Source organism: Vibrio sp. 10N.247.311.13, assembly GCF_041467595.1.
Classification (GTDB): domain Bacteria; phylum Pseudomonadota; class Gammaproteobacteria; order Enterobacterales; family Vibrionaceae; genus Vibrio; species Vibrio crassostreae_C.
In genome coordinates, this window is record NZ_JBFSUX010000020.1 from 36,788 (window position 1) to 60,644 (window position 23,857).

Consider the following 23,857-nt stretch of genomic DNA (forward strand, 5'->3'; position numbering starts at 1 on the left):
TCGCCAATTTCTCAGCACGCTTTTAAGCGAGTAGTAAAGAAGGCTTAAAAGAGGAACGAATACATGGTAGCGGCGTTAGCAAGACCAGGACGAGTGCTTGCAAAGCAAATGTTATTGATCGAGCTTAGCGCGGTTATATTAGTGGCGATAGGGTTAGGTTTAGCTGTTAATCCTGATTGGGGTTTTGCTGCATTAATCGGTGGCGGTATTTTTGTCATCGCAAATGCAGTTTTTTGTGTGTGTGCTTTCCTATTTAGTGGAGCTCGCGCAACTAAGTTAGTTGCGGCGTCGTTCTATGCAGGCGAAGCGCTAAAAATCCTTATCACAGTTCTACTATTCTCTATTGTCTACATGTATATGCAGGTGGAATTAGTTCCCCTCAAACTGACCTATTTACTGGTTCTAGGTATTAATATCTTTGCGCCAGTGCTTTTCATTAACAATAAAAAATAGGATGAGTTATGGCTGCGCCAACAGCATCCGGATACATTGAGCACCACTTACAAAACCTTTCTTTAGCTAAGTTTGGTCTTGTAGAGGAGACAAGTTTCTGGAACGTACATATAGACAGTCTGTTTTTTTCGGTGTTGACAGGGATGTTATTCCTTTGGGTTTTTCGCTCAGTCGCTAAGAAAGCAACAGTAGGTGTACCTGGTAAGCTTCAGTGTTTTGTTGAAATGGTAGTTGAATTCGTTGATGGCAACGTTAAAGACACTTTCCATGGCCGCAACCCTCTGATTGCTCCATTAGCACTGACTATATTCTGCTGGATTATTTTAATGAACTTGATGGACTTAGTGCCTATCGATTTCTTACCATATCCTGCGGAGCATTGGCTAGGTATCCCTTATTTGAAAGTGGTTCCTTCAGCTGATGTTAATATAACCATGTCAATGGCCTTAGGTGTTTTTGCTCTGATGATCTACTACAGCATCAAAGTAAAAGGCTTAGGTGGATTCGCCAAAGAACTTGCTTTACATCCATTTAATCACCCAATCATGATCCCGTTTAACCTACTGATTGAAGTGGTATCGCTACTCGCGAAGCCTCTATCACTTGGTATGCGTCTATTCGGTAACATGTTCGCAGGTGAGGTTGTATTCATTCTTTGTGCGGCAATGCTACCGTGGTATTTACAATGGGTAGGCTCTCTACCTTGGGCTATCTTCCATATCTTGGTTATTTTGATTCAAGCATTTGTTTTCATGATGTTAACAATTGTTTATTTATCAATGGCCCATGAAGATGGCGATCACTAAAAATTTTTAAGTTTTATTCTAACTATTAATGTTAATCGGAGAACGTAAATGGAAACTGTACTAAGTTTTTCAGCAATCGCTGTTGCTATTATTGTTGGTCTTTGTGCCGTAGGTACTGCAATTGGTTTTGCTATTCTTGGTGGTAAATTCCTAGAAGGCGCTGCGCGTCAACCTGAAATGGCTCCAATGCTACAAGTTAAGATGTTCATCATCGCTGGTCTACTGGATGCTGTTCCAATGATCGGTATCGTAATCGCACTACTATTCACGTTTGCTAACCCATTTGTTGGTCAACTAGCAGGCTAATTAACTGTTAATTAGTTAATTAAATTTTTGTAGTTGATTCTTAACGAGGGGTAGCTGTTGTGAATATGAACGCAACTCTGTTAGGTCAAGCAATTGCTTTTTCTATGTTTGTTTGGTTCTGCATGAAATATGTATGGCCACCAATCATGCAAGCAATTGAAGAGCGTCAGAAAAAAATTGCTGACGGTCTAGTAGCCGCTGAACGCGCTGCTAAAAACTTGGATCTAGCACAAGCCAACGCTTCTGACCAATTGAAAGAAGCGAAGCGCACCGCAACTGAGGTTATTGAACAGGCAAATAAACGCAAGGCTCAAATTATTGATGAAGCTCGCGAAGAGGCTCAGGCAGAACGCCAGAAAATCTTAGCGCAAGCGGAAGCCGAAATTGAAGCTGAGCGCACACGTGCCCGTGATGACCTGCGCAAACAAGTCGCAACTCTGGCAATTGCTGGTGCTGAGAAAATCCTTGAGCGTACAATCGATAAAGATGTACACGATGATCTTCTTAACAACATTACTGCAAAACTTTAAAGCAAGGGGCTGTATATGTCTGATTTGACTACAATCGCACGCCCCTATGCTAAAGCAGCGTTTGACTTTGCGGTAGAGAAAGGTGAGCTAGACCAATGGGGTCAGATGCTTACTTTTGCTGCCGAAGTGGCACAAAATGATGATGTTCACAATTTCTTAAGCAGCTCTCAAACTGCTGAAAAATTAGCTGAAGTATTCATTGTAATTTGTGGCGAACAATTTGATGAATTCGGCCAGAACTTGATAAAAGTAATGGCAGAGAATGGCCGCTTAATGGCTTTTCCTGATGTTTGCAAAGAGTTCTTATTGCTCAAACAAGAGCACGAGAAAGAGATCGACGTTGAAGTCACTTCAGCGGTTGAACTTTCTAAAGAACAACGCGCAGAGATCAGCAGCAAATTGGAACAGCGCTTAGCGCGCAAAGTTCAGCTGAATTGCAGTATAGATGAGACTCTACTTAGTGGAGTTATTATTCGAGCCGGAGACCTAGTCATCGATAACTCAGCGCGCAGTCGTTTAGACCGCCTGAGCGATGCATTGCAGTCTTAATGGGGATTGGAGCATGCAACTTAATTCCACTGAAATTAGCGATCTAATTAAACAACGTATTGAATCTTTCGACGTTGTTAGTGAAGCTCGCAATGAAGGTACTATCGTTTCGGTAAGCGATGGCATCCTTAGCATTCACGGCCTAGCGGACGTGATGCAAGGTGAAATGATTGAACTACCGGGTGGCCGTTACGCGCTAGCACTTAACTTGAACCGTGATTCGGTTGGTGCTGTTGTAATGGGCCCATATGCTGACCTACAGGAAGGCATGAAAGTTACAGGTACGGGTCGTATTCTCGAAGTACCAGTAGGTCCTGAAATGCTTGGTCGTGTGGTAAACACGCTAGGTGAGCCAATTGATGGTAAAGGTCCTATTGATGCGAAATTGACTTCGCCTGTAGAAATTATCGCACCAGGTGTAATCGACCGTAAATCGGTAGATCAACCTGTTCAAACTGGTTACAAGTCAGTTGACTCAATGATCCCTATCGGTCGTGGTCAGCGTGAACTTATTATCGGTGACCGTCAGACTGGTAAAACAGCGATGGCGATCGATGCGATTATTAACCAAAAAAATTCTGGTATTTTCTCTATCTACGTTGCAATCGGCCAAAAAGCGTCGACTATCGCTAACGTAGTTCGCAAACTAGAAGAGCACGGCGCACTAGCAAACACTGTTGTTGTTGTTGCATCGGCTTCTGAATCTGCAGCGCTGCAATACCTTGCACCGTATGCTGGTTGTGCGATGGGTGAATACTTCCGTGATCGCGGTGAAGATGCACTGATTGTTTATGATGATCTATCTAAGCAAGCTGTCGCTTACCGTCAGATCTCACTACTGCTTAAGCGTCCACCAGGTCGTGAAGCGTTCCCTGGTGATGTTTTCTACCTTCACTCTCGTCTACTAGAGCGTGCTGCTCGTGTAAGCGAACACTACGTAGAAGAATTCACTAAAGGCGAAGTGAAAGGCAAGACGGGTTCTTTAACTGCTCTTCCTATCATCGAAACGCAAGCTGGTGACGTATCTGCATTCGTACCGACGAACGTAATCTCGATTACCGATGGTCAGATCTTCCTACAAACTGAGCTATTCAACGCGGGCGTACGTCCAGCTGTTGACCCTGGTATCTCAGTTTCTCGTGTAGGTGGTTCGGCGCAGACTAAAATCATCAAGAAGCTATCTGGCGGTATCCGTACTGCTCTAGCTCAATACCGTGAACTTGCAGCATTTGCTCAGTTCTCTTCGGATCTTGATGAAGCGACTAAGAAGCAGCTAGACCATGGTCAAAAAGTTACAGAACTGATGAAGCAGAAGCAATACGCTCCTATGTCTGTATTTGACCAAGCTCTAGTAATCTTCGCTGCAGAGCGTGGATACCTTCAAGACGTTGAACTTTCTAAAGTTCTAGACTTTGAAGCTGCTTTACTGTCGTTTGCTCGTGGTCAATATGCCGATCTAGCAACACAGATCGACACAACGGGTGCTTTCAATAAAGAAATCGAAGCTGAGCTGAAGAAGCTTGTTGACGATTTCAAGGCAACCCAGACCTGGTAATTGGTAGGTGGTCTTAGGGCCACCTCATACCATTAACGGAGAGTAACGATGGCCGGCGCAAAAGAGATACGTAATAAAATCGGTAGTGTTAAAAGCACACAGAAGATTACGAAAGCAATGGAAATGGTAGCAGCTTCAAAAATGCGTCGTTCTCAAGACGCAATGGAAGCTACTCGTCCATATGCAGAAACAATGCGTAAAGTGATCGGTCATTTGGCTAATGGTAGCCTCGAGTATAAGCATCCTTATCTTGAGGAACGTGAAGCCAAACGTGTTGGTTACATCATCGTTTCTACAGACCGTGGTCTTTGTGGTGGTTTGAACATTAACTTGTTCAAAAAAGCCATGAACGACATGAAAGATTGGTCTGAGAAAGGTGCTGACGTTGAACTTGCAATTGTAGGTTCAAAAGCGACAGCATTTTTCAACAACAGCGGCGCGAAAGTAGCAGCTCAAGTTTCTGGTCTGGGCGATCGCCCAAGCCTTGAAGACTTGATTGGCTCTGTAAGCGTTATGCTGAAGAAATATGATGAAGGCGAATTGGATCGCCTGTTCGTAGTGTTCAACAAGTTTGAAAACACTATGGTACAAGAACCAACGATCGATCAATTACTTCCTTTGCCTAAATCAGACAGCGAAGACATGAAACGCGATCATGCTTGGGACTACATTTATGAGCCTGAGCCAAAACCACTACTAGATGCACTACTGGTTCGCTACGTCGAATCTCAAGTATATCAAGGTGTGGTCGAGAACCTTGCTTGTGAGCAAGCGGCTCGAATGATTGCTATGAAATCAGCAACAGATAACGCTGGTGACATTATTGATGACTTAGAACTTGTGTACAACAAAGCGCGTCAAGCGGCAATTACACAAGAACTTTCTGAGATCGTTTCAGGCGCAGCTGCGGTTTAAGCTTAGGTAAAACTAAATAGTTAGAGGATTAACGATGGCTACAGGTAAGATCGTACAGATCATCGGTGCGGTAGTCGACGTAGAGTTCCCACAGGGTGAAGTACCTCGTGTATACGACGCTCTGAATGTTAATGAAGTACAAGAACGTCTAGTTCTTGAAGTTCAGCAACAACTTGGCGGTGGCGTAGTTCGCGCAATCGTAATGGGTAGCTCTGATGGTTTACGTCGTGGTTTGACAGTTGAAAATACTGGCGCTCCAATCTCAGTACCAGTAGGTACTAAGACATTGGGTCGTATCATGAATGTCCTAGGTGACGCGATTGATGAGTGTGGCGAGATTGGTGCTGAAGAGCATTACGCCATTCACCGTGAAGCTCCAAGCTACGAAGAGCAGTCTAACGAGACAGCTCTTCTAGAAACTGGTGTTAAAGTAATCGACTTGATTTGTCCATTCGCTAAGGGTGGTAAAATCGGTCTATTCGGTGGTGCTGGTGTAGGTAAGACCGTTAACATGATGGAACTTATCAACAACATCGCACTTCAACACTCAGGCCTATCTGTATTTGCAGGTGTAGGTGAGCGTACTCGTGAAGGTAACGATTTCTACTTTGAGATGCAGGAAGCAGGTGTTGTAAACATCGAAAAACCTGAAGAATCAAAAGTAGCGATGGTTTACGGTCAGATGAACGAGCCACCAGGTAACCGTCTACGTGTTGCCCTGACTGGCCTAACAATGGCAGAGCGCTTCCGTGACGAAGGTCGTGACGTTCTACTGTTCGTTGATAACATCTACCGTTACACACTAGCAGGTACTGAAGTATCAGCACTTCTAGGTCGTATGCCTTCTGCGGTAGGTTACCAACCTACACTGGCTGAAGAAATGGGTGTTCTACAAGAGCGTATCACGTCAACTAAAGCGGGTTCTATCACGTCTGTACAGGCGGTATACGTACCTGCGGATGACTTGACTGACCCGTCTCCAGCAACAACGTTCGCTCACTTGGATGCAACGGTTGTACTTAACCGTAACATCGCATCTATGGGTCTATACCCTGCGATCGACCCGCTAGATTCTACTTCACGTCAACTGGATCCATTGGTAGTTGGACAAGAGCACTACGACATCGCTCGTGGCGTTCAGTCTACTCTTCAGCGCTATAAAGAGCTGAAAGATATCATTGCTATCCTAGGTATGGATGAGCTATCTGAAGAAGATAAGCAAGTTGTATCTCGTGCTCGTAAGATTGAGAAGTTCCTAACTCAGCCTTACCACGTAGCGGAAGTATTTACAGGTGACCCAGGCATTTACGTACCTCTTAAAGAGACTCTACGTGGCTTCCAAGGTCTTCTATCTGGTGAATACGATGACATTCCAGAGCAAGCGTTCATGTACTGTGGTGCAATTGACGAAGCTATCGAGAATGCTAAGAAGCTATAAGGCTAACTAGGAGGCGATATGGCAGCAATAACCTTTCACCTAGACGTTGTAAGTGCAGAGAAACAAATTTTCTCAGGCCTTGTTGAGACGTTTCAGGTGACCGGTAGTGAGGGTGAACTTGGTATTTTCCATGGTCACTGTCCACTGCTGACCGCTATCAAGCCTGGCATGGTGCGTATTGTTAAGCAGCACGGCCACGAAGAAATCATTTATGTTTCTGGTGGTATGGTAGAAGTTCAGCCTGGTACAGCAACTGTACTGGCTGATACAGCTATCCGTGGTGAAGAGCTAGACGCAGCAAAGGCGGAAGAAGCTAAGCGCAAGGCTGTGGAGAATATCCAAAATCAGCATGGCGACATAGACTTCGCACAAGCGGCCGGTGAACTGGCTAAAGCCATTGCTCAGTTACGAGTTATCGAACTGACAAAACAGCGTCGTTAATCTTTTTAAGATTACAGACTCTGAGATAAAGGCGACCTAAGGGTCGCCTTTTTGCATTTTTAGATTCTCAAAAATGCTTCTTTTACGTATCACTACTGGTTAAATGGTTATTGCGATTTAATTTTTTGCCCAAAAACGGTTACAATATCGGCTTAATAAAAATAACGTTGGATAGGTTTACAATGAAGTTTAGCGCGGTAATTCTCGCGGCGGGCAAAGGCACTCGCATGTATTCAAACACACCAAAGGTTCTGCACACACTTGCGGGTAAGCCAATGGTGAAGCATGTTATCGATACATGTAATGGTTTAGGCGCTCAAAACATCAACCTGGTTTACGGCCACGGTGGTGATCAGATGAAGGCTACTCTAGCTGAAGAATCTGTAAACTGGGCACTGCAAGCTGAGCAGCTGGGTACGGGTCACGCTGTGGATCAAGCATCTGCACATTTCGCTGATGATGAAAAAGTATTGGTGCTATACGGTGATGTTCCACTGATCTCACCTGAAACCATTGAAAACCTATTAGACGCTCAACCAAACGGTGGCATCGCGCTACTTACTGTCGTGTTAGACAACCCGATGGGCTACGGACGTATTATTCGTCGTAATGGCCCTGTTGTGGCTATCGTTGAACAGAAAGATGCAACGGATGAGCAGAAGCTTATCAAAGAGATCAATACCGGCGTTATGGTGGCGACTGGTGGCGATCTGAAGCGCTGGTTGTCAGGTCTAAGCAACGACAACGCACAGGGTGAATATTACCTGACTGACGTTATCGCTGCGGCTCACGACGAAGGTCGTGCAGTTGAAGCGGTACACCCAGTAAGCCCAATTGAAGTGGAAGGCGTTAACGATCGTTCGCAACTGGCTCGCCTAGAGCGCGCTTACCAAGCTACGCAAGCCGATAAGCTATTGAAGCAAGGCGTGATGCTACGCGACCCAAGCCGCTTTGATCTGCGTGGTGAACTGCAGTGCGGTATGGACGTTGAGATTGATACTAACGTTATCATCGAAGGCAGCGTAAGCATTGGCGATAACGTGGTTATCGGCACTGGCTGCGTGCTGAAAGACTGTGAGATCGATGACAACACAGTTATTCGTCCATACAGCGTAATCGAAGGAGCGACTGTTGGTGAAGACTGTACGGTTGGTCCATTTACTCGCCTACGCCCTGGTGCAGACATGCGTAACGATTCGCACGTCGGTAACTTTGTTGAAGTGAAGAACACTCGCCTTGGCGAAGGCTCTAAAGCCAACCACCTGACTTATCTTGGGGATGCTGAAATTGGTCAGCGCGTAAACGTGGGTGCGGGTGCAATTACTTGTAACTACGATGGGGCGAATAAGTTTAAGACCATTATTGGTGATGACGTATTCGTTGGTTCAGACAGCCAATTAATCGCGCCTGTTACGATTGGTAATGGTGCTACCGTTGGAGCTGGCTCTACCGTAACACGCGATGTTTCTGAAAATGAGCTGGTTATCAGCCGTGCGAAAGAACGTAAGATTGCTGACTGGCAGCGTCCGACTAAGAAAAAGTAGTCTCTTAATAAATAAGATGATTTAAATGAAAGTCAGTAGTACCGCTACTGGCTTTTTCTTATTTATCTAGATATAAAAAAAGAGCGAGTAATCTCGCTCTTTTTTGTTTTCGTTAACTTAGAAACTAGTCTTGTTTCTCGTCAGCGACTACTCGAGAGTTGTCAGGTGTCGCGAAGTGTTCAGAAAGCTCTTTGTTCGAAACAATATAGCCAACCCACAACGCACCCAAACAGATCACAACGGCAATACCCGTCGCGCTTAGTGCTTGGCTAGCCATTGCCGCGACCAATGCACTTGATAGGCCACTGATACTGATTTGCAGGCTGTTTTGTAGACCAGCAGCTGTTGCTGGGCTTTGTTTAGCGCTTGATAGAGCACGGTTTACTACGATTGGGTAAAGTGCGCCGTTTGCGACAGCAATCAAACAGAAAGGCGCAAGTAGAGGCCAGATTGACGTCAGTTCCCACTGTGATGCGATAAAGATAAGCATCGCCGCTACACTGAACAAACCGATAAGGTTTCTTAGTACAACGCCATCGCCATATTTCTTCACTGCTTGCTTACCGAAGTAACCACCCGCCATGAACGCGATTGTTTGTGGGATAAAGCTCAAACCGATGTCTTTTGCTTCATAACCTAGTTGAGCCATGATCTCTGGCATACCCGTTAGGTAAGCGAAGAACGCTGCAGATGCTGAAGCAAACATTAAGACATTACCCATGTAAGGCTTTGATTTAAGCAACATCTTGATGTCTGTCTTAATCGATGTCTGTTTTACTTCAGGCGCTTCTTTTGGTTGAGCCATTGTTGTCGCCACTAGCAGTGCACCCATCAAGGTTAATGTGATGAAGATGCTGTGCCAGCCAAAGCTATCCGCCAGTAACACACCTAGCTGAGGTGCTAATGCAGGAGATAGCGCAACCAAAGGCATGATGGTTGCAAAAATTTGTTGGCTACTGCTTTGTGAGTAACGCTTGATAACCATTGCTTGCCAGATTACCGCAGGAGCACATACGCCGATCGCTTGAATGAAGCGCAGTGTCAGTAGATGCCATACCTCGGTGCTGAATGCTAAGCCGAATGAAGCTGCAGTAAAGATAACAAGACCAACCGCCAGCGTATTACGGTGACCATACTTGTCACTCGCCAGACCCCAAAGAAGCTGACCCATTGCCATACCGCCAAGGAATACCGTTAAAGACAGGGCAATCTGCTCTGGGCCGGTTGCGAAATCAACTTCCATTGCCTTAAATGCAGGAAGGTACATATCGGTCGCAATAAAGCCAAGCATTGAAAGAACTGCAAGGTAGACCAATTGAAATTTAGAAATATTCATAAGATGCCATTAAGCTAAAGGTAATGATGTTTTTATCATCAAAAAAATTGTTTGATATACAGAAGTGAAGGCCCCTGTTTATTTATGCTGACATTCTATTTTTCAGACCTGATAAAATAAAACGCTAAAATATGTGGTTATCAATCAAAAAATTTGAAGGCTTATGTTCTCTAAATCCTCTTTAGAAATGCTCGATACGGTAGCGCGCTTGGGCAGTTTTACCGCGGCGGCTGAGCAGTTGCACAAAGTGCCCTCGGCGATCAGTTATGGTGTCAGACAGGTCGAACAAGAACTGGATGTGCTGCTTTTCAGGCGTTTACCGAGAAAGGTTGAGCTCACTCCGGCAGGTGAACTGTTCATTGAAGAGGCGCGTGCACTACTGAGGCAAATGGAAGAGGTCAGTGCCCAGACTCGTCGAGCAGCTCGAGGTTGGAAGAAAACCTTGCGTCTGACGCTCGATAATGTGGTGAAGCTCGACAAGATGAAGCCGATGATTGAAGAGTTCTATCAAACCTTTGAGTTTGCCGAACTTCAGATCAACATGGAGGTATTCAACGGCTCATGGGAAGCGATTGCACAGGGCAGGGCGGATATCGTGATTGGCGCCACCTCAGCTGTGCCAGTTGGTGGCGATTTTGAAGTCAAAGACATGGGGCAATTAGATTGGGCATTTGTAATGTCGCCAAGTCACCCGTGTGTGCGCGAACAGAACCTCAATGAAGAGTTCGTGAGCCAATATCCAGCCATCTGCTTGGATGATACCTCCAGTGTGCTCCCTAAGCGACACACAGGCCACTACTCAAGTCAAAGACGCCTGTTGTTACCCAATTGGTATAGCGCAATTGAATGCCTTAAAAATGGAGTAGGGGTGGGGTATATGCCGAGGCACATTGCCGCGCCAATTATCGAACAAGGCCTGCTGGTGGAGAAAATACTGCCTGAACCGAGTCCGCAGAGTCATTGTTGTTTGGTGTGGCGAAAAGACGATAACCATAAGTTGATCGATTGGATGGTGAAATACCTAGGATCGAGTGAACAACTTCACCAAGATTGGTTGGATCATCGCAAGGCGGTCTAATGATCTTAGCGAGAAGATCCTTTTCAAGTTTGAGTTGAATCAGCACCAATAAAAAGAGCGAGTAAATACTCGCTCTTTTTGATTCGGTCGTTAACTCTTATGACAAGAAGAACTTGTAGGAAGGGTTATCGGTTTCATCTTTACACTGATAGCCAAGCTCTCGTAGATGTGTTGAGAACTGAGCTAAATCATCATCATCCAGTTCGAATCCACACAATACACGGCCGTAATCAGCGCCGTGGTTACGGTAGTTGAACAGGCTGATATTCCAATGGGTACCTAAGGTATCAAGGAACTTAATCAATGCTCCTGGGTATTCAGGAAACTCGAAGCTGTATAGGCGCTCTTTCAATGGTTTTGATGGTTTGCCACCAATCATGTAACGAATGTGCAGTTTTGCCATCTCATCATCAGACAGATCGACGACTGGATAGCCACCTTCACGCAGGTCATTGATGATGTGCTCAAGTTCTTCCTGACCACCTTGCAGACGTACACCAACGAAGATATTCGCTAGGCTTTCGTCGTTGTGGCGGTAGTTAAACTCCGTCACCGCTCGGCCACCAATAATATTACAGAACTCTAGGAATGCTCCTTGTCGCTCTGGAATCGTAACCGCAAGTAGACCTTCTCGCTTCTCACCTAGTTCACAACGTTCAGAGACATAACGCAGACCGTGGAAGTTGGTGTTAGCACCAGACAATACCGTTGCTAATTGCTTGTCTTGCAGTTGGTTCTGTTCAGCAAACTTTTTCAAACCAGCCAGAGCAAGCGCTCCTGAAGGTTCAGCAATCGCACGAGTGTCTTCAAAGATGTCTTTCACCGCAGAGCATATCTCATCGCTAGAGACTGCAATGTGACCGTCAATGTACTGTTGGCAAAGACGGAATGTCTCTTCACCAATGCGTTTAACCGCAACACCATCAGCAAACATGCTGACCTGATCCAGTACTACTGGCTCACCGGCATCCAGTGCTGCTTTCAAGCAAGATGAATCTTCAGGTTCAACCGCGATGACTTTTATTTCCGGCATCAATTGCTTAACTAGCACGGCAACACCCGCAGCCAAACCACCACCACCGACAGGCACAAAGATGTAATCCATGTGACCATTTTGCTGAAGCATTTCCATACCCATGGTGCCCTGTCCGGCGATCACCAATGGGTGATCGAATGGAGGCACAAAGGTGTAGCCATGTTCAGCGGAAAGGCGTTCTGCTTCAGCTTTAGCTTCATCAAAGTTGCTGCCGTGTAGAACTACGTTACCGCCAAAGCCACGTACCGCATCAACCTTGATGTCTGGTGTGGTTTTTGGCATCACAATCGTGGTTTGAATACCAAGCTTAGAACCGGACAGCGCCATACCTTGAGCATGGTTACCCGCCGATGCAGCAATCACACCTGCGGCTTTCTGTTGCTCTGAAAGGCTTGATACCATGTTGTAGGCACCACGTAGCTTGAACGAGTGCACCGGCTGACGGTCTTCTCGTTTAAGCTGAACCTGATTACCAATGCGCGCGCTTAGACGCGGCATATCCTGTAGAGGTGTTACGATTGCCGCTTCGTAAACCGGCGCTCTCAGGATCTGACGCAGGTAATCTGCGCCACTTTGTTTTTTGGGACTGGAGGTGCCGTCACTCATAGTTAGCCCTCAAGTTTAGACTTATCACGTACTGCGCCTTTGTCGGCACTGGTCGCCATGCTTGCGTAAGCTTTCAGTGCGAAAGACACTTCACGCTGACGGTTTTCTGGTTTCCAGCCTAGTGCGTCTTGCTTAACACGACGCGCTTCTAGTTCAGCTTCAGGCACATCAAGTGTGATCGAACGGCTAGGGATGTCGATAGTTATGATATCGCCAGTGTTTACTAGACCAATCACACCGCCACTTGCTGCTTCTGGAGAAGCGTGACCGATAGACAGACCCGATGTACCACCCGAGAAACGACCATCTGTTAATAGAGCACAAGACTTGCCTAGACCCATTGATTTTAGGTAAGTGGTTGGGTAAAGCATTTCTTGCATGCCCGGACCACCTTTAGGACCTTCGTAACGAATAACAACCACTTCGCCCGCTTTCACTTTGCCACCTAAGATGCCATCAACAGCACTATCTTGGCTTTCAAATACGATAGCTGGGCCTTGGAATTTCAGGTTTTCTTCATCAACACCCGCGGTCTTAACGATACAACCATCAACCGCGATGTTACCTGAAAGTACCGCTAGGCCACCTTCTTGGCTGAATGCGTTCTCTTTAGTACGGATACAACCTTCTTTACGGTCGTCATCAAGACGATCCCAACGGCAATCTTGTGAAAATGCTTTGGTAGTACGAATGCCTGCAGGGCCAGCACGGAAGAACTTAAGCACTGCTTCGTCTTCTGTCTGCATGATGTCGTATTGAGCTAGCTGCTCTTGCATGCTTAGACCAAGCACTGTGCGAGTCTGGTTGTTCAGTAGGCCAGCACGATCTAATTCACCTAGGATAGCCATTACACCACCAGCGCGGTGAACGTCTTCCATGTGGTATTTAGGCGTTGAAGGTGCAACCTTACATAGGTGTGGAACGCGGCGAGACATCTCGTCGATATCGCCCATATCAAAATCAATCTCACCTTCTTGAGCAGAAGCCAATAGGTGAAGAACGGTGTTACTAGAACCGCCCATTGCGATATCCAGTGCCATCGCGTTTTCAAATGCTGCGCGGTTTGCGATGTTACGAGGCAGTGCTGATTCGTCATCTTGCTCGTAGTAACGCTTGGTTAGGTCAACGATGCGCTTACCAGCATTGATGAATAGCTCTTCACGGTCTGCGTGCGTTGCTAGCATAGAACCGTTACCAGGCTGAGATAGGCCTAGCGCTTCAGTTAGACAGTTCATTGAGTTAGCCGTGAACATACCTGAACAAGAACCACATGTCGGACACGCAGAACGTTCTACTTGCTCACTTTGCTCATCAGAAATCGTTGGATCGGCACCTTGAATCATTGCATCAACAAGGTCTAACTTGATGATTTGATCGGAAAGCTTGGTTTTACCTGCTTCCATTGGGCCGCCTGATACAAAGATCACTGGGATGTTAAGGCGCATTGCAGCCATCATCATTCCCGGAGTGATTTTGTCACAGTTAGAGATACATACCATCGCATCCGCACAGTGAGCATTCACCATGTACTCTACTGAGTCTGCGATAAGCTCACGTGATGGCAGTGAGTACAGCATGCCACCGTGACCCATTGCGATACCATCATCAACTGCGATGGTGTTGAATTCTTTAGCGATACCGCCCGCTTTCTCGATTTCACCTGCTACCAATTGACCCATATCTTTAAGGTGAACGTGGCCTGGTACGAATTGAGTGAAAGAGTTTACAACTGCGATGATTGGCTTACCGAAGTCATCATCTTTAACGCCAGTTGCACGCCATAAAGCGCGCGCACCAGCCATGTTGCGTCCGTGGGTAGTCGTTGCTGAACGATAGATTGGCATTGCTTAAATCCTTATAAAATATTTGGCTGTTGCTTACTTAGTTGTTTGCGTTTGGTTTTCTGAAGTTTGGTCTGCTGGGTAAACGTAGTCTAACCAGCCCCACTTATCTTCAGTGGTTCCATTGAATAGACCAAAGTAAGCCGCTTGAACTTTTTCAGTGATAGGACCGCGTTTGCCTTCACCTACTGTAATTTTGTCTACGCTGCGAACCGGAACGATTTCCGCCGCTGTGCCTGTCATGAATACTTCATCGGCAAGGTATAGCGCTTCACGAGCAATGTTCTCTTCACGGATCTCATAACCCATGTCTTTTGCTAGTGTCATGATCGAATCACGCGTGATACCCGGCAGAATCGCACTGGTCGCTGGTGGTGTGGATAGCACGCCGTTACGTACCACAAAGATGTTCTCACCAGCCCCTTCAGAAAGGTAACCATCAACACTCAGTGCGATGCCTTCATCGTAACCATGACGGCGAGCTTCGCCACCAACTAATAGTGAAGATAGGTAGTTACCACCGGCTTTTGCTGCGGTTGGGATCGTGTTTGGAGCGGCACGGTTCCAGCTAGAAATCATTGCATCAACGCCGTTTTCTAGTGCTTCTTCGCCTAGGTAAGACCCCCAAGGGAAAGCAGCGATGATCAGTTCCATCTCAGTATTTTCTGGCGGGCAGACACCCAAACCAACGTTACCTACGAAACCTAGAGGGCGGATGTACGCTGACTCTAGCTTATTTTGGCGTAGCGTTTCGCGAGTCGCTTCCATAATTTCTTCCTCAGTGTAAGGAATAGGGAAGCGATAGATTTTTGCTGAGTCTTTTAGGCGCTTAGCATGTTCAGGGTGACGGAAGATAACCGGCCCTTTTGGTGTGTTGTAACAACGAACACCTTCAAACACAGAAGTACCGTAGTGCATTGCGTGAGTCAGGACGTGAACGTTCGCCTCTGCCCAAGGAACCATCTCACCGTTAAACCAAATATAGTCTGCTGTTTTAGCTGTCATGTTTGCGGTTCCTTATGCGTTTATCTTTTGTTGTAAGTTGTTGTTTGGCAGTTCATTACGGCTGATCGAGATAACGTCAACGGTACGTACATCCCACAGCTTTTCGATTTGGTTTACCAAGAACGAGATCGGACGGTCACTGTCTACGATGATCTCAACACTCGCCACTTTGCTTTCGTGGTTTTGAGTGCCCGCAACTTGCTTTACAATGAAGCCACGGTGGCGGATAACACGAAGAACACGCTCTAGTAGTACAGGCTTATCATCGGCTTTGATGTCTAATAGGTATCTTTTCATGTTATGTGTTCTCCAACATCTCACTGTTTGAAGCACCTGGCGGTACTAGTGGCCATACGTTTTCTTCTTCATCGATAAGAACATGAAGTAGGTAAGCGGTTTTGCTCTCTAGCATCTCTTTCAATGCTGGTTCTACTTCTTCTTTACGAGTGATGGTTTTGCCCGGGATATCGAACGCTTTCGCGAGCATCACGAAATCAGGGTTGTCATCTAAGATAGTTTCACTGTGGCGGCCATCAAAGAACAGCGATTGCCATTGGCGAACCATGCCCAAACGAGAGTTATTAAGCAGTACCATCTTCACTGGGATCTGACGACGCTTCAATGTGCCAAGCTCTTGAATGTTCATCATGAACGAGCCGTCACCAGAGATAAGTATAGATTGGTCGTCAGGACGCCCAACCGATGCACCCATTGCAGCTGGCAAGCCAAAGCCCATGGTGCCTAAACCGGCAGAGGTAATGAAGTTCTGTGGATCGCGAGGCTGAATGTGCTGAGCTGCCCACATTTGGTGTTGGCCCACATCAGTCGATACGATAGAGCTTGCTGGCATCATGTCTGACAGTTGCTTCAACAGCAGTGGAGCAAAAATCAGATCACCAGGGTGGTCGTAACGCCATTTGAATGAGCTACGAAGACCTTCAGAGTGATGAACCCAAGAGGAGATGTCTTGGCTTAGCTCTAGTTGAGGCATGATCTTGTTGATGTCACCGCGAATTGGCGCATTGGCAAGACGCAGTTTGCTGAACTCAGCGGCATCGATATCGATATGGATAACCTTAGCATGCGGCGCAAAGGTATCGAGTTTGCCAGTTACTCGGTCATCAAAACGAGCACCGACAACAATCAACAGGTCACTCTCTTGAACCACAAGGTTAGCGGCTTTAGTGCCGTGCATACCCAGCATGCCAAGGTAGTGTGGGTCGTCACGTTCGATAGTGCCCAAGCCTTTCAGTGTGCTTACTGCTGGCATTGGGTTTAGGCGTAAAAACTCACGAACCGCATCGGTTGCTTTAGCAAGTTGAACACCACCACCTACGTATAAAACAGGACGGGTCGCTTGAGACAAAAAGTACTGTGCCTGTTCAATGGCATCAGTTGTCGCAACAGGAATTGCGGGTGGAGTAAATTCAGGAAGAGCGTTAACAGGTGCTTCTGCTAGTTGAACGTCTTTAGCGATATCGACGATAACCGGGCCAGGGCGGCCAGACTTTGCTACCACAAACGCTTCAGCGAGGGTTGGAGCTAGCTCTTCAATATCAGTTACTAGGTAGCTGTGTTTAGTACATGACAGAGACATACCAATCACATCCATTTCTTGGAATGCATCGGTACCAATGTGGGAACTTGCAACCTGACCTGTGATAGCAACCAATGGGATTGAATCCATAAAGGCATCAGCAAGGCCAGTGACTAGGTTGGTTGCACCTGGTCCCGAGGTTGCCATACAAACAGCGACATCTTGTGTTGCTCTAGCCATGCCGATCGCGGCCATAGCGGCGCCTTGCTCATGGCGACATAGGATATGTTCAACCCCGCCGTCATAGAGTGCATCGTAGATTGGCATGATGGCACCACCGGGGTAACCAAATACGGTCTCAATTCCTTGTTGCTTGAGTGCGGATACGACTAGTTCTGCGCCTTTCATCGGAATTCTCCCGTATTACCTTTATTTTGGTAACTGTTTCCTTTGTCTCTGCACATCTTGTGCTCCCATTCTTCCTGTAAATCGGCAAAGCCGAAAATGCTCAAAAATATAAAAATCGAATGTTTAAATTAGAAAAAACCCCCGGACTTGTCAGTGCGGGGGTTTTTTCTAATTCGTGGTTACTTTCTTCCCACTCGCCCCCGCGCAGTCTTAATAATGACTACGATAATCAGGTTAATCAGTGCGTAAATGCGAGCGTTAAAAATCATAATATTCGAGTTTTCTCGTTTATTGTCTTCAGTAAATGTCTACATCTCTAGTGTTATCACACAAATCTGCCGCATGACAAGGGAAATGTCATTCTTTTTTCACATTAAAATACCATTCCACCAAGCTATATAACAACCTTATCGCTTTGGTGAGCAACGAATATCCAGAGCGAATACTTTTAAATCAAAGACAAAGGAAAGTTATGGGACTCGCGATAATTCATAGCCGAGCTAGTGTGGGTGTAGAGGCGCCAGAAGTGACCGTTGAGGTGCATATAAGCAACGGAATGCCTGGCTTCACGCTGGTGGGTCTACCTGAAACAACGGTCAAGGAATCTAAAGACCGAGTGAGAAGCGCGATCATCAATTCTCGCTTTGAGTTTCCATCGAAAAGAATCACGGTCAATCTCGCCCCAGCCGATTTGCCCAAAGAAGGTGGCCGTTTTGACCTGCCCATCGCGCTTGGGATTTTGGTGGCGTCAGATCAGCTTCCGACATCAAAAATAGCTCAACATGAATTTATCGGTGAGTTGGCATTGTCAGGAGAACTTCGCTCGGTAAAGGGCGTTTTGCCTGCGACGTTAGCCGCCGACAGTGTAGAGCGATGCTTAGTTGTCCCACATCATAACGGTGATCAGGCTGCGCTGGTGGGCAAGGGAGCGCATAAATCTGCACAAACCTTGTTGGAGGTTTGTGCTGACATGTGTGGACAGGCTCAGCTTGGGCTATATAGAACGGAACATCATCAGGCTGATGTTTCAGTGCTTCGCGACCTACAAGATATTATCGGCCAACAACAAGGAAAGCGAGCTCTAGAGATAGCCGCTGCTGGGAATCATAACTTATTGTTTCTTGGCCCACCCGGAACCGGAAAAACTATGCTCGCTTCTCGACTGCGTGACCTATTACCTGAAATGAGTGATGACGAAGCGATGGAAACCGCGTCGGTGGCCTCGTTAACGCAACAAGAAATCAATCAATACAACTGGAAGCAACGACCTTTTCGCTCTCCTCACCATTCCAGTTCAATGGCGGCATTAGTGGGTGGTGGTTCGGTGCCTCGCCCCGGAGAGATCTCTTTAGCGCATAACGGCTTATTGTTCTTAGATGAGATGCCGGAGTTTGAGCGCAAGGTGCTTGATTCATTACGAGAGCCACTAGAGTCGGGCGAGATCATTATCTCCCGTGCTGCGGGCAAGACTCGTTTTCCTGCGCGTTTTCAATTGGTCGGTGCACTTAACCCAAGTCCAACGGGTTATTACGAAGGTAACCAGGCGCGCGCCAACCCACAGATCATCCTGCGTTACCTCAATCGCTTATCTGGGCCCTTGCTGGATAGGTTCGATATGTCATTGGAGATACCTCTGTTGCCAAAAGGAATGTTGGCCGAAGGCGGTGATCGCGGTGAAACCACTCAAGTAGTTAAGCAAAGGGTTAGGCAGGCGCGAGAGTTAATGCTATCTCGCAACCATAAATCGAATGCACTGTTAGGTAGCCGAGAAATTGAGAAGTATTGCCCACTGCGACGCGAAGATGCAGAGTTTCTTGAGACAGCACTACATCGCTTGGGTTTATCGATTCGTGCTTATCATCGAATTATTAAGGTGGCACGAACCATTGCCGACCTTGACGGTAACGAGCAGATCGAAAAGAAACATCTATCAGAAGCGCTAGGCTATCGCGCGATGGATCGCTTGCTGAAACAACTCACGGCTCAAGCTGTCTAGCAAGCAGAAAAAGCCTGCTTAGATGCAGGCTTTCGTTGGATTGCAGTTCATACTCGCTAAGGTTAGAACTTGTAGTTCAAGCCAACTGAAACGATATATTGAGACTCGTCGTAGAAGGTAATGTTCGAGTCGCTGGTGCCGTAGCCTGCCAGTGAAATAAACGACCAGTTTTCCCAATCCATGAATTGATCATACTCATAGGCGGCGAATAGGTTGATATTGTCGTCGCTGCGTTTCTTGTCGTAGATCGGGTTGCTCGCATCGTAAGAGCGTTGGCTGTAACCCGCTGTTAGTGCGTACTGGTGACGCCCCATGCCACCAAACAAGCTTACCTCACCACCGAATTGGTCGTAAGATTCAGCTTTACCATCAGCATCACGTGTTTGATAGATGACGGATGGAATAAGCATCATGGTACGACTGAGTGGCAGGCGATATTGACCTTTCAAGTAGAGAGTATTGGCATCTCGTTTGAGCTCTTGATCTTGAATATCATCCTTGTCGACATCTTTGGTCGCATAGGCCATGTCTAGCGAGAAAGCTGAGCCCGCAATGTTGCTTAGCTTCAAACGAAACGCATTGCCAGTTTCATCGGTCTTGGTGCGAGCTGATGTGGTGTTGTATGGATCAGCCCAAGTTTCACCAGACATAATGGTTGGCAGCAGTGAAGCGTCGATCACCATGCCTGACTCAAGTTGGTATTTGTAACCGACTTCGAGAACTACAGTACCTGTTGCTACATCATCTCGCGCGGTACCTGTGTATACCTGATGGTTTAGCTTTTCACCAAAGGTATAAGCAACACTACCTAAAGGAGCAACCAGAAAAGAGCTTTCCGAAGAAGCCTTCTGATCTGTGGATGAAAGATTGCTATCAGCATCGGTATTAAAGTTCGAGGTGGAAGAGGTAACCCCGGTATTGAGAGAGATTTCACCACTGAAACCTTGTTGGTCTGCAAGCTTGGCAAAAGCGGGAGAAGCCGCAACGCTCAATGCCAAGAGAGTTATTTTTATTTTCATTCAAGGGCTCCTTGCCCACCGGTTCTTAGGACGGGTTATTAATAGCAGTAAAGCTTTAAACTTCCAGGTTAATTATTTATCAATAATGATTTTTGAACTAGCAAAAAAAAGGAAGCCGAAGCTTCCTTTCATCAATGGCTTACTTCTTTAATAAGAAGTTCACGAGCTCGAAGTACTCATCAAGAGAGTTGATACCTTGAGCTTCTACTAGGTAGCGGTTGTTAACCACAACAGCGGGTACACCTGAAAGGCCGCTGTCTTTGAATGCTTTGTCGAAGCGACGAACCATAGAATCTACAGCAAAGCCGTTATACGCAGCATCGAATTTCTTCGCATCAACGCCTTCGTCTAGGAAGATTTGACGCAGTTCTTCTTCATCACGTGGTGGCTTGTTCATTGTGTGGATGCGGTTAAACATCACTGGCACCATTTTATCTTCAACTTTCAGTGCAATCATTGTCGCGTAAGCTTTGCTCATTGGCAGACCCATGTTGCCACCCATGAATGAAACATGGTTCTTCAGTAGCTTAGCGTCTTTAGGTAGCTGTTGTTTTAGCTGCTGGATGATTGGCTCAAAGCTATTACAGTGTGGGCAGTAAAAAGAGAAGAACTCTGTCACCATTGGTTTTTTTGATGCTTCTAGGTCGAGAACTTTGTAGTGTTCACCTTCGTTAAATTTCGCAGCGTGAGCGGTAAGGCTCAACATGATCAATGAGAAAAATGCGAATAGCTTTTTCATTTATCCAATCTCCATTATGTTTGAATTTTTATCTAGTTGTATGTTGCGATTGCTGTTACCACTGAGGCATTAACGAAAGTGGTGGCTCTTGCAGGGTAGCAATTTGCTCTTTACAAGCAAGTACTTGTTGCTCCCAATATTTCGGATCATTAAACCACGGGAAGGCCAGAGGAAACGCAGGATCGTGCCATCGTTTCGCCAACCATGCCATGTAATGCACCATACGTAGACCGCGTAGTGGTTCGATTAGTTTCAGTTGTGCGGTATTAAAATCGCAAAACTCTTGGTAACTCTCTAGCAAAATATCCAGTTGCATCAGCTTATCTTGGCGCTCGCCATTGAGCAGCATCCACAGATCTTGTATCGCAGGGCCGTTACGTGCGTCATCAAGATCGACGAACATTGGCCCATCGCGCCACAAAATATTGCCAGGGTGGCAGTCACCGTGCAGGCGGATATTCTCAATGTTGCTCGGCCACTGGCTCTCTAGCTCTTTGATCAGAAGGTCAACGTCATTGAAGAAGGCATTTTCTAGGTGCGTCGGGATAAACTGAGAGTTCTCTAGAATCTTACGTGGCTGATAAAGGTATTCATCTAAGCTGATGGTCGGGCGATGCTGGAATGTTCTTCCCGCGCTGGCTTTATGAATACGACCAAGAAAGCGTCCTACGCCTTCCAATTGATCTAGATTGTCAACTTCATACTGTCTGCCGCCAACACTTTCAAATAGTGCAAATAGGTAGCCTTGGTATTCATGTAAGGTTGCACCGTTGATTCGCATTGGAGGCGCAACCGGCATCTCTTGTTCGATAAGCTCGAGTGCGAAGTCATGCTCTTCTTGGATCTGTGCCTTGTTCCAGCGTTGTGGACGGTAAAACTTAACGACGTAGCGCTTACGGTCTTCATCGGTGAACTGATAGACACGGTTTTCGTAACTGTTGAGAGCGAGAAGCCCGGATTCAGCGCGAACTCCGATGCTCTCCAGTGCGTACCACATGAAGTCAGGAGTCAGGTTATCAAAGTTAAAGGCTTGCATCGTCATAGAATAAAAAAGGCTCATTACTGAGCCTTTTTCCATTTATTGGGTTGTTATACCAAGCACTACGGTGCGGGTATCAGAGCTTCTTGATAAAGCGGCTTTCGACTTCCATCGTAAACTCTTCATTATCCGAGAGTATAAACTGAATTGTCGAAACTGGTGAGCTCAGTTTTTCTGGGTCGGCGCCCAAACTGATAGGTAGGTTCAAAACCTCGCCTGGATCGACAGTAATCGTCTGTTTACCATACCAGATAGAATCGGGCAGTCCGCTAACATCGAGTTTGTACTCTTGCTCTTGTTGAGTCTTGTTGATCACTTTCAAGGTGTAGGTGTTTTCAACCAACCCTTGGTTATTGACTCTAAACAGTTGGTTTCTATCACGCAGAACGCTCAAGCCTGCAGGGTCGACACTGGCGATTTGTACGAAGAACAAGCCAAGCATGAGAACAAGTATTGCACCGTAGCCCAATAATTTAGGACGCATCACCTTAGTTGAGTGACCTTCAAGCCTATGCTCCGTGGTGTAGTTAATCAGACCTTTCTCATAGCCCATACGCTCCATCGTGTTGTCACAGGCATCAATACACGCGCCGCAGTTAATACACTCGTATTGCAGGCCGTCACGGATATCGATACCCGTAGGGCACACTTGTACACACAGATTACAGTCAATACAGTCGCCTAGACTAAGCTCTTTTGGATCGGCTTTACGAGAGCGAGGGCCACGGCTTTCACCACGTTCTGTGTTGTAACCAACGATGAAGGTGTCTTTATCGAACATTGCCGACTGGAAACGCGCGTAAGGACACATGTGCAGACAAACAATTGAACGCATCCAACCCGCATTGGCATAAGTACATCCAGCAAAGAACAGTACCCAAAACACCGGCCAGAAAGACGAGTTAAAGGTAAAGAAGCCAACCACTAACTCTTTGATTGGGATGAAGTAACCAACAAAGGTTAAGCCCGTCGCAATGGCAATCGCCCACCACGCAATGTGTTTGAGGGTTTTTCTGAGGATTAAATTGCTCGTCAGTTTGCCCGAGTCTTGTTTTCTTCGCTTATTGGCAGCGCCTTCTAGCTTCTCTTCGAACCAGATATACATGAAGGTCCAGACGGTTTGTGGGCATAAATAGCCACACCAGACACGGCCTAAGAAGGTGGTTATGAAAAACAGGCCAAACGCGGCAATCATAAATAGGATCGCGAGTAGGGTCAGATCTTGCGGGTATAAGGTGGTGCCAAAGAAGTTGAACTGTTGGCTGCCGATATCGAGCAAGATCGCTTGACGTTCACCAAAGGGAATCCATGGGATAAGCGCAAAAAGTAAAAGTAAGAACCAACCGCCATAGCGACGCAGTTGTTGGAATTTACCTTTGCTTTCTCGAACATAGATTCGGTTACTTGGGTTAAATCGATCTCCATTACCTTTATGTGTTTTCGGGTTAAAGGTTTTAGGAGTCACATCTTTGATATCGATTTTATCCTGACTCATGGACTATCCTTTTTGTGGCTATACCCTTCTTCGAGAGTATTGACGACATTGCTTTAAAAATATGATGTTAGAGGATCTAAGCTTTAAGTTTGGTGCCTAGGCTGAAAGAGCTCTCACTCTTATTATTTTAGAAGATCCTTATGGGTGGCGATTATAGCGACAATCTTGTTCTCATTTCTTTAACG

Annotated in this window: 22 protein-coding genes; 12 read left to right on the forward strand and 10 right to left on the reverse strand. The window is 46.3% G+C overall.

Annotation, left to right across the window (positions count from 1 at the left end):
• The first annotated feature begins 63 nt into the window (after positions 1 to 63).
• The 10 genes from AB6E52_RS10875 (at position 64) to glmU (ending at position 8,537) form a co-directional block, all read left to right on the forward strand.
• Positions 64 to 453 carry a F0F1 ATP synthase subunit I gene (locus tag AB6E52_RS10875; RefSeq protein ID WP_017058798.1) on the forward strand — a complete coding sequence of 130 codons (390 nt, stop codon included), beginning with the start codon at positions 64 to 66 and terminating at the stop codon, positions 451 to 453.
• An 8-nt stretch (positions 454 to 461) separates the two neighbouring features.
• Positions 462 to 1,259: a F0F1 ATP synthase subunit A gene (gene atpB, locus AB6E52_RS10880; protein WP_017058797.1), complete on the forward strand. Its 798-nt coding sequence runs from the start codon at positions 462 to 464 to the stop codon at positions 1,257 to 1,259.
• Between the two features lie 48 nt (positions 1,260 to 1,307).
• Positions 1,308 to 1,565, forward strand: a complete 258-nt coding sequence (gene atpE / locus AB6E52_RS10885; RefSeq protein ID WP_004411110.1) for a F0F1 ATP synthase subunit C — start codon at positions 1,308 to 1,310, stop codon at positions 1,563 to 1,565.
• Positions 1,566 to 1,624: 59 nt separating this feature from the next.
• The gene (gene atpF, locus AB6E52_RS10890) at positions 1,625 to 2,095 is read left to right on the forward strand and encodes a F0F1 ATP synthase subunit B (RefSeq protein WP_032545592.1); all 471 of its coding nucleotides are present in this window, start codon (positions 1,625 to 1,627) and stop codon (positions 2,093 to 2,095) included.
• A 15-nt stretch (positions 2,096 to 2,110) separates the two neighbouring features.
• Entirely contained in the window at positions 2,111 to 2,644 is a 534-nt protein-coding gene (gene atpH, locus AB6E52_RS10895) for a F0F1 ATP synthase subunit delta (RefSeq protein ID WP_017058795.1), read from the forward strand.
• A gap of 13 nt (positions 2,645 to 2,657) precedes the next feature.
• Positions 2,658 to 4,199 (forward strand): F0F1 ATP synthase subunit alpha, encoded by a 1,542-nt coding sequence (gene atpA, locus AB6E52_RS10900; RefSeq protein WP_102321083.1) that lies wholly within the window; start codon positions 2,658 to 2,660, stop codon positions 4,197 to 4,199.
• 48 nt (positions 4,200 to 4,247) lie between these two features.
• Positions 4,248 to 5,114 carry a F0F1 ATP synthase subunit gamma gene (atpG, locus tag AB6E52_RS10905; RefSeq protein ID WP_017058793.1) on the forward strand — a complete coding sequence of 289 codons (867 nt, stop codon included), beginning with the start codon at positions 4,248 to 4,250 and terminating at the stop codon, positions 5,112 to 5,114.
• Between the two features lie 34 nt (positions 5,115 to 5,148).
• On the forward strand, positions 5,149 to 6,552 hold the full coding sequence (atpD, locus tag AB6E52_RS10910; protein WP_017058792.1) for a F0F1 ATP synthase subunit beta: 1,404 nt from the start codon (positions 5,149 to 5,151) through the stop codon (positions 6,550 to 6,552).
• An 18-nt stretch (positions 6,553 to 6,570) separates the two neighbouring features.
• The gene (locus AB6E52_RS10915; RefSeq protein ID WP_017058791.1) at positions 6,571 to 6,993 is read left to right on the forward strand and encodes a F0F1 ATP synthase subunit epsilon; all 423 of its coding nucleotides are present in this window, start codon (positions 6,571 to 6,573) and stop codon (positions 6,991 to 6,993) included.
• A 182-nt stretch (positions 6,994 to 7,175) separates the two neighbouring features.
• Positions 7,176 to 8,537, forward strand: a complete 1,362-nt coding sequence (glmU, locus tag AB6E52_RS10920; RefSeq protein ID WP_017063022.1) for a bifunctional UDP-N-acetylglucosamine diphosphorylase/glucosamine-1-phosphate N-acetyltransferase GlmU — start codon at positions 7,176 to 7,178, stop codon at positions 8,535 to 8,537.
• A 124-nt stretch (positions 8,538 to 8,661) separates the two neighbouring features.
• Here glmU and punC read toward each other — a convergent pair whose 3' ends face one another.
• Entirely contained in the window at positions 8,662 to 9,873 is a 1,212-nt protein-coding gene (punC, locus tag AB6E52_RS10925; protein WP_017063021.1) for a purine nucleoside transporter PunC, read from the reverse strand.
• Positions 9,874 to 10,036: 163 nt separating this feature from the next.
• Between punC and punR the strand changes: the two genes are divergently transcribed.
• The gene (gene punR, locus AB6E52_RS10930) at positions 10,037 to 10,951 is read left to right on the forward strand and encodes a DNA-binding transcriptional activator PunR (RefSeq protein WP_102321082.1); all 915 of its coding nucleotides are present in this window, start codon (positions 10,037 to 10,039) and stop codon (positions 10,949 to 10,951) included.
• A 97-nt stretch (positions 10,952 to 11,048) separates the two neighbouring features.
• On the opposite strand, the gene ilvA is transcribed toward punR, so the two are convergent.
• Genes ilvA through ilvG form a run of 5 tightly spaced genes read right to left on the reverse strand, consistent with a single transcriptional unit; the run spans position 11,049 to position 17,384 of the window.
• The gene (gene ilvA, locus AB6E52_RS10935) at positions 11,049 to 12,593 is read right to left on the reverse strand and encodes a threonine ammonia-lyase, biosynthetic (protein ID WP_102321081.1); all 1,545 of its coding nucleotides are present in this window, start codon (positions 12,591 to 12,593) and stop codon (positions 11,049 to 11,051) included.
• A 2-nt stretch (positions 12,594 to 12,595) separates the two neighbouring features.
• Positions 12,596 to 14,437, reverse strand: coding sequence for a dihydroxy-acid dehydratase (gene ilvD / locus AB6E52_RS10940; RefSeq protein WP_017066753.1), 1,842 nt, complete (start codon positions 14,435 to 14,437; stop codon positions 12,596 to 12,598).
• A 33-nt stretch (positions 14,438 to 14,470) separates the two neighbouring features.
• Positions 14,471 to 15,439, reverse strand: a complete 969-nt coding sequence (locus AB6E52_RS10945) for a branched-chain amino acid transaminase (protein ID WP_017063017.1) — start codon at positions 15,437 to 15,439, stop codon at positions 14,471 to 14,473.
• A gap of 12 nt (positions 15,440 to 15,451) precedes the next feature.
• Positions 15,452 to 15,736: an acetolactate synthase 2 small subunit gene (gene ilvM, locus AB6E52_RS10950; protein ID WP_017055442.1), complete on the reverse strand. Its 285-nt coding sequence runs from the start codon at positions 15,734 to 15,736 to the stop codon at positions 15,452 to 15,454.
• A gap of 1 nt (position 15,737) precedes the next feature.
• Positions 15,738 to 17,384 carry an acetolactate synthase 2 catalytic subunit gene (ilvG, locus tag AB6E52_RS10955; RefSeq protein ID WP_102321080.1) on the reverse strand — a complete coding sequence of 549 codons (1,647 nt, stop codon included), beginning with the start codon at positions 17,382 to 17,384 and terminating at the stop codon, positions 15,738 to 15,740.
• Between the two features lie 472 nt (positions 17,385 to 17,856).
• Between ilvG and AB6E52_RS10960 the strand changes: the two genes are divergently transcribed.
• A complete protein-coding gene (locus tag AB6E52_RS10960; protein ID WP_017058783.1) occupies positions 17,857 to 19,380 on the forward strand; it encodes a YifB family Mg chelatase-like AAA ATPase in 1,524 nt (507 codons plus the stop codon).
• A gap of 62 nt (positions 19,381 to 19,442) precedes the next feature.
• On the opposite strand, the gene AB6E52_RS10965 is transcribed toward AB6E52_RS10960, so the two are convergent.
• The 4 genes from AB6E52_RS10965 to ccoG form a co-directional block, all read right to left on the reverse strand.
• Positions 19,443 to 20,399: a DUF2860 domain-containing protein gene (locus tag AB6E52_RS10965; RefSeq protein ID WP_065584153.1), complete on the reverse strand. Its 957-nt coding sequence runs from the start codon at positions 20,397 to 20,399 to the stop codon at positions 19,443 to 19,445.
• Between the two features lie 139 nt (positions 20,400 to 20,538).
• The gene (locus tag AB6E52_RS10970; protein ID WP_102321079.1) at positions 20,539 to 21,138 is read right to left on the reverse strand and encodes a thiol:disulfide interchange protein DsbA/DsbL; all 600 of its coding nucleotides are present in this window, start codon (positions 21,136 to 21,138) and stop codon (positions 20,539 to 20,541) included.
• A 55-nt stretch (positions 21,139 to 21,193) separates the two neighbouring features.
• A complete protein-coding gene (locus tag AB6E52_RS10975) occupies positions 21,194 to 22,180 on the reverse strand; it encodes a serine/threonine protein kinase (protein WP_017058781.1) in 987 nt (328 codons plus the stop codon).
• Positions 22,181 to 22,253: 73 nt separating this feature from the next.
• A complete protein-coding gene (gene ccoG, locus AB6E52_RS10980; RefSeq protein WP_102321078.1) occupies positions 22,254 to 23,672 on the reverse strand; it encodes a cytochrome c oxidase accessory protein CcoG in 1,419 nt (472 codons plus the stop codon).
• Positions 23,673 to 23,857: the final 185 nt, after the last annotated feature.

Bases quoted from the DNA above. Each gene is read 5' to 3' on its own strand.
- ccoG (WP_102321078.1), bottom strand. From the start codon at position 23,672: ATGAGTCAGGATAAAATCGATATCAAAGATGTGACTCCTAAAACCTTT.
- punC (WP_017063021.1), bottom strand. From the start codon at position 9,873: ATGAATATTTCTAAATTTCAATTGGTCTACCTTGCAGTTCTTTCAATG.
- atpG (WP_017058793.1), top strand. From the start codon at position 4,248: ATGGCCGGCGCAAAAGAGATACGTAATAAAATCGGTAGTGTTAAAAGC.
- ilvA (WP_102321081.1), bottom strand. From the start codon at position 12,593: ATGAGTGACGGCACCTCCAGTCCCAAAAAACAAAGTGGCGCAGATTAC.
- atpE (WP_004411110.1), top strand. From the start codon at position 1,308: ATGGAAACTGTACTAAGTTTTTCAGCAATCGCTGTTGCTATTATTGTT.
- AB6E52_RS10945 (WP_017063017.1), bottom strand. From the start codon at position 15,439: ATGACAGCTAAAACAGCAGACTATATTTGGTTTAACGGTGAGATGGTT.
- atpB (WP_017058797.1), top strand. From the start codon at position 462: ATGGCTGCGCCAACAGCATCCGGATACATTGAGCACCACTTACAAAAC.
- AB6E52_RS10875 (WP_017058798.1), top strand. From the start codon at position 64: ATGGTAGCGGCGTTAGCAAGACCAGGACGAGTGCTTGCAAAGCAAATG.
- ilvG (WP_102321080.1), bottom strand. From the start codon at position 17,384: ATGAAAGGCGCAGAACTAGTCGTATCCGCACTCAAGCAACAAGGAATT.
- AB6E52_RS10960 (WP_017058783.1), top strand. From the start codon at position 17,857: ATGGGACTCGCGATAATTCATAGCCGAGCTAGTGTGGGTGTAGAGGCG.
- atpA (WP_102321083.1), top strand. From the start codon at position 2,658: ATGCAACTTAATTCCACTGAAATTAGCGATCTAATTAAACAACGTATT.
- AB6E52_RS10975 (WP_017058781.1), bottom strand. From the start codon at position 22,180: ATGACGATGCAAGCCTTTAACTTTGATAACCTGACTCCTGACTTCATG.
- AB6E52_RS10965 (WP_065584153.1), bottom strand. From the start codon at position 20,399: ATGAAAATAAAAATAACTCTCTTGGCATTGAGCGTTGCGGCTTCTCCC.
- atpH (WP_017058795.1), top strand. From the start codon at position 2,111: ATGTCTGATTTGACTACAATCGCACGCCCCTATGCTAAAGCAGCGTTT.
- glmU (WP_017063022.1), top strand. From the start codon at position 7,176: ATGAAGTTTAGCGCGGTAATTCTCGCGGCGGGCAAAGGCACTCGCATG.
- ilvM (WP_017055442.1), bottom strand. From the start codon at position 15,736: ATGAAAAGATACCTATTAGACATCAAAGCCGATGATAAGCCTGTACTA.
- AB6E52_RS10915 (WP_017058791.1), top strand. From the start codon at position 6,571: ATGGCAGCAATAACCTTTCACCTAGACGTTGTAAGTGCAGAGAAACAA.
- atpD (WP_017058792.1), top strand. From the start codon at position 5,149: ATGGCTACAGGTAAGATCGTACAGATCATCGGTGCGGTAGTCGACGTA.
- punR (WP_102321082.1), top strand. From the start codon at position 10,037: ATGTTCTCTAAATCCTCTTTAGAAATGCTCGATACGGTAGCGCGCTTG.
- ilvD (WP_017066753.1), bottom strand. From the start codon at position 14,437: ATGCCAATCTATCGTTCAGCAACGACTACCCACGGACGCAACATGGCT.
- AB6E52_RS10970 (WP_102321079.1), bottom strand. From the start codon at position 21,138: ATGAAAAAGCTATTCGCATTTTTCTCATTGATCATGTTGAGCCTTACC.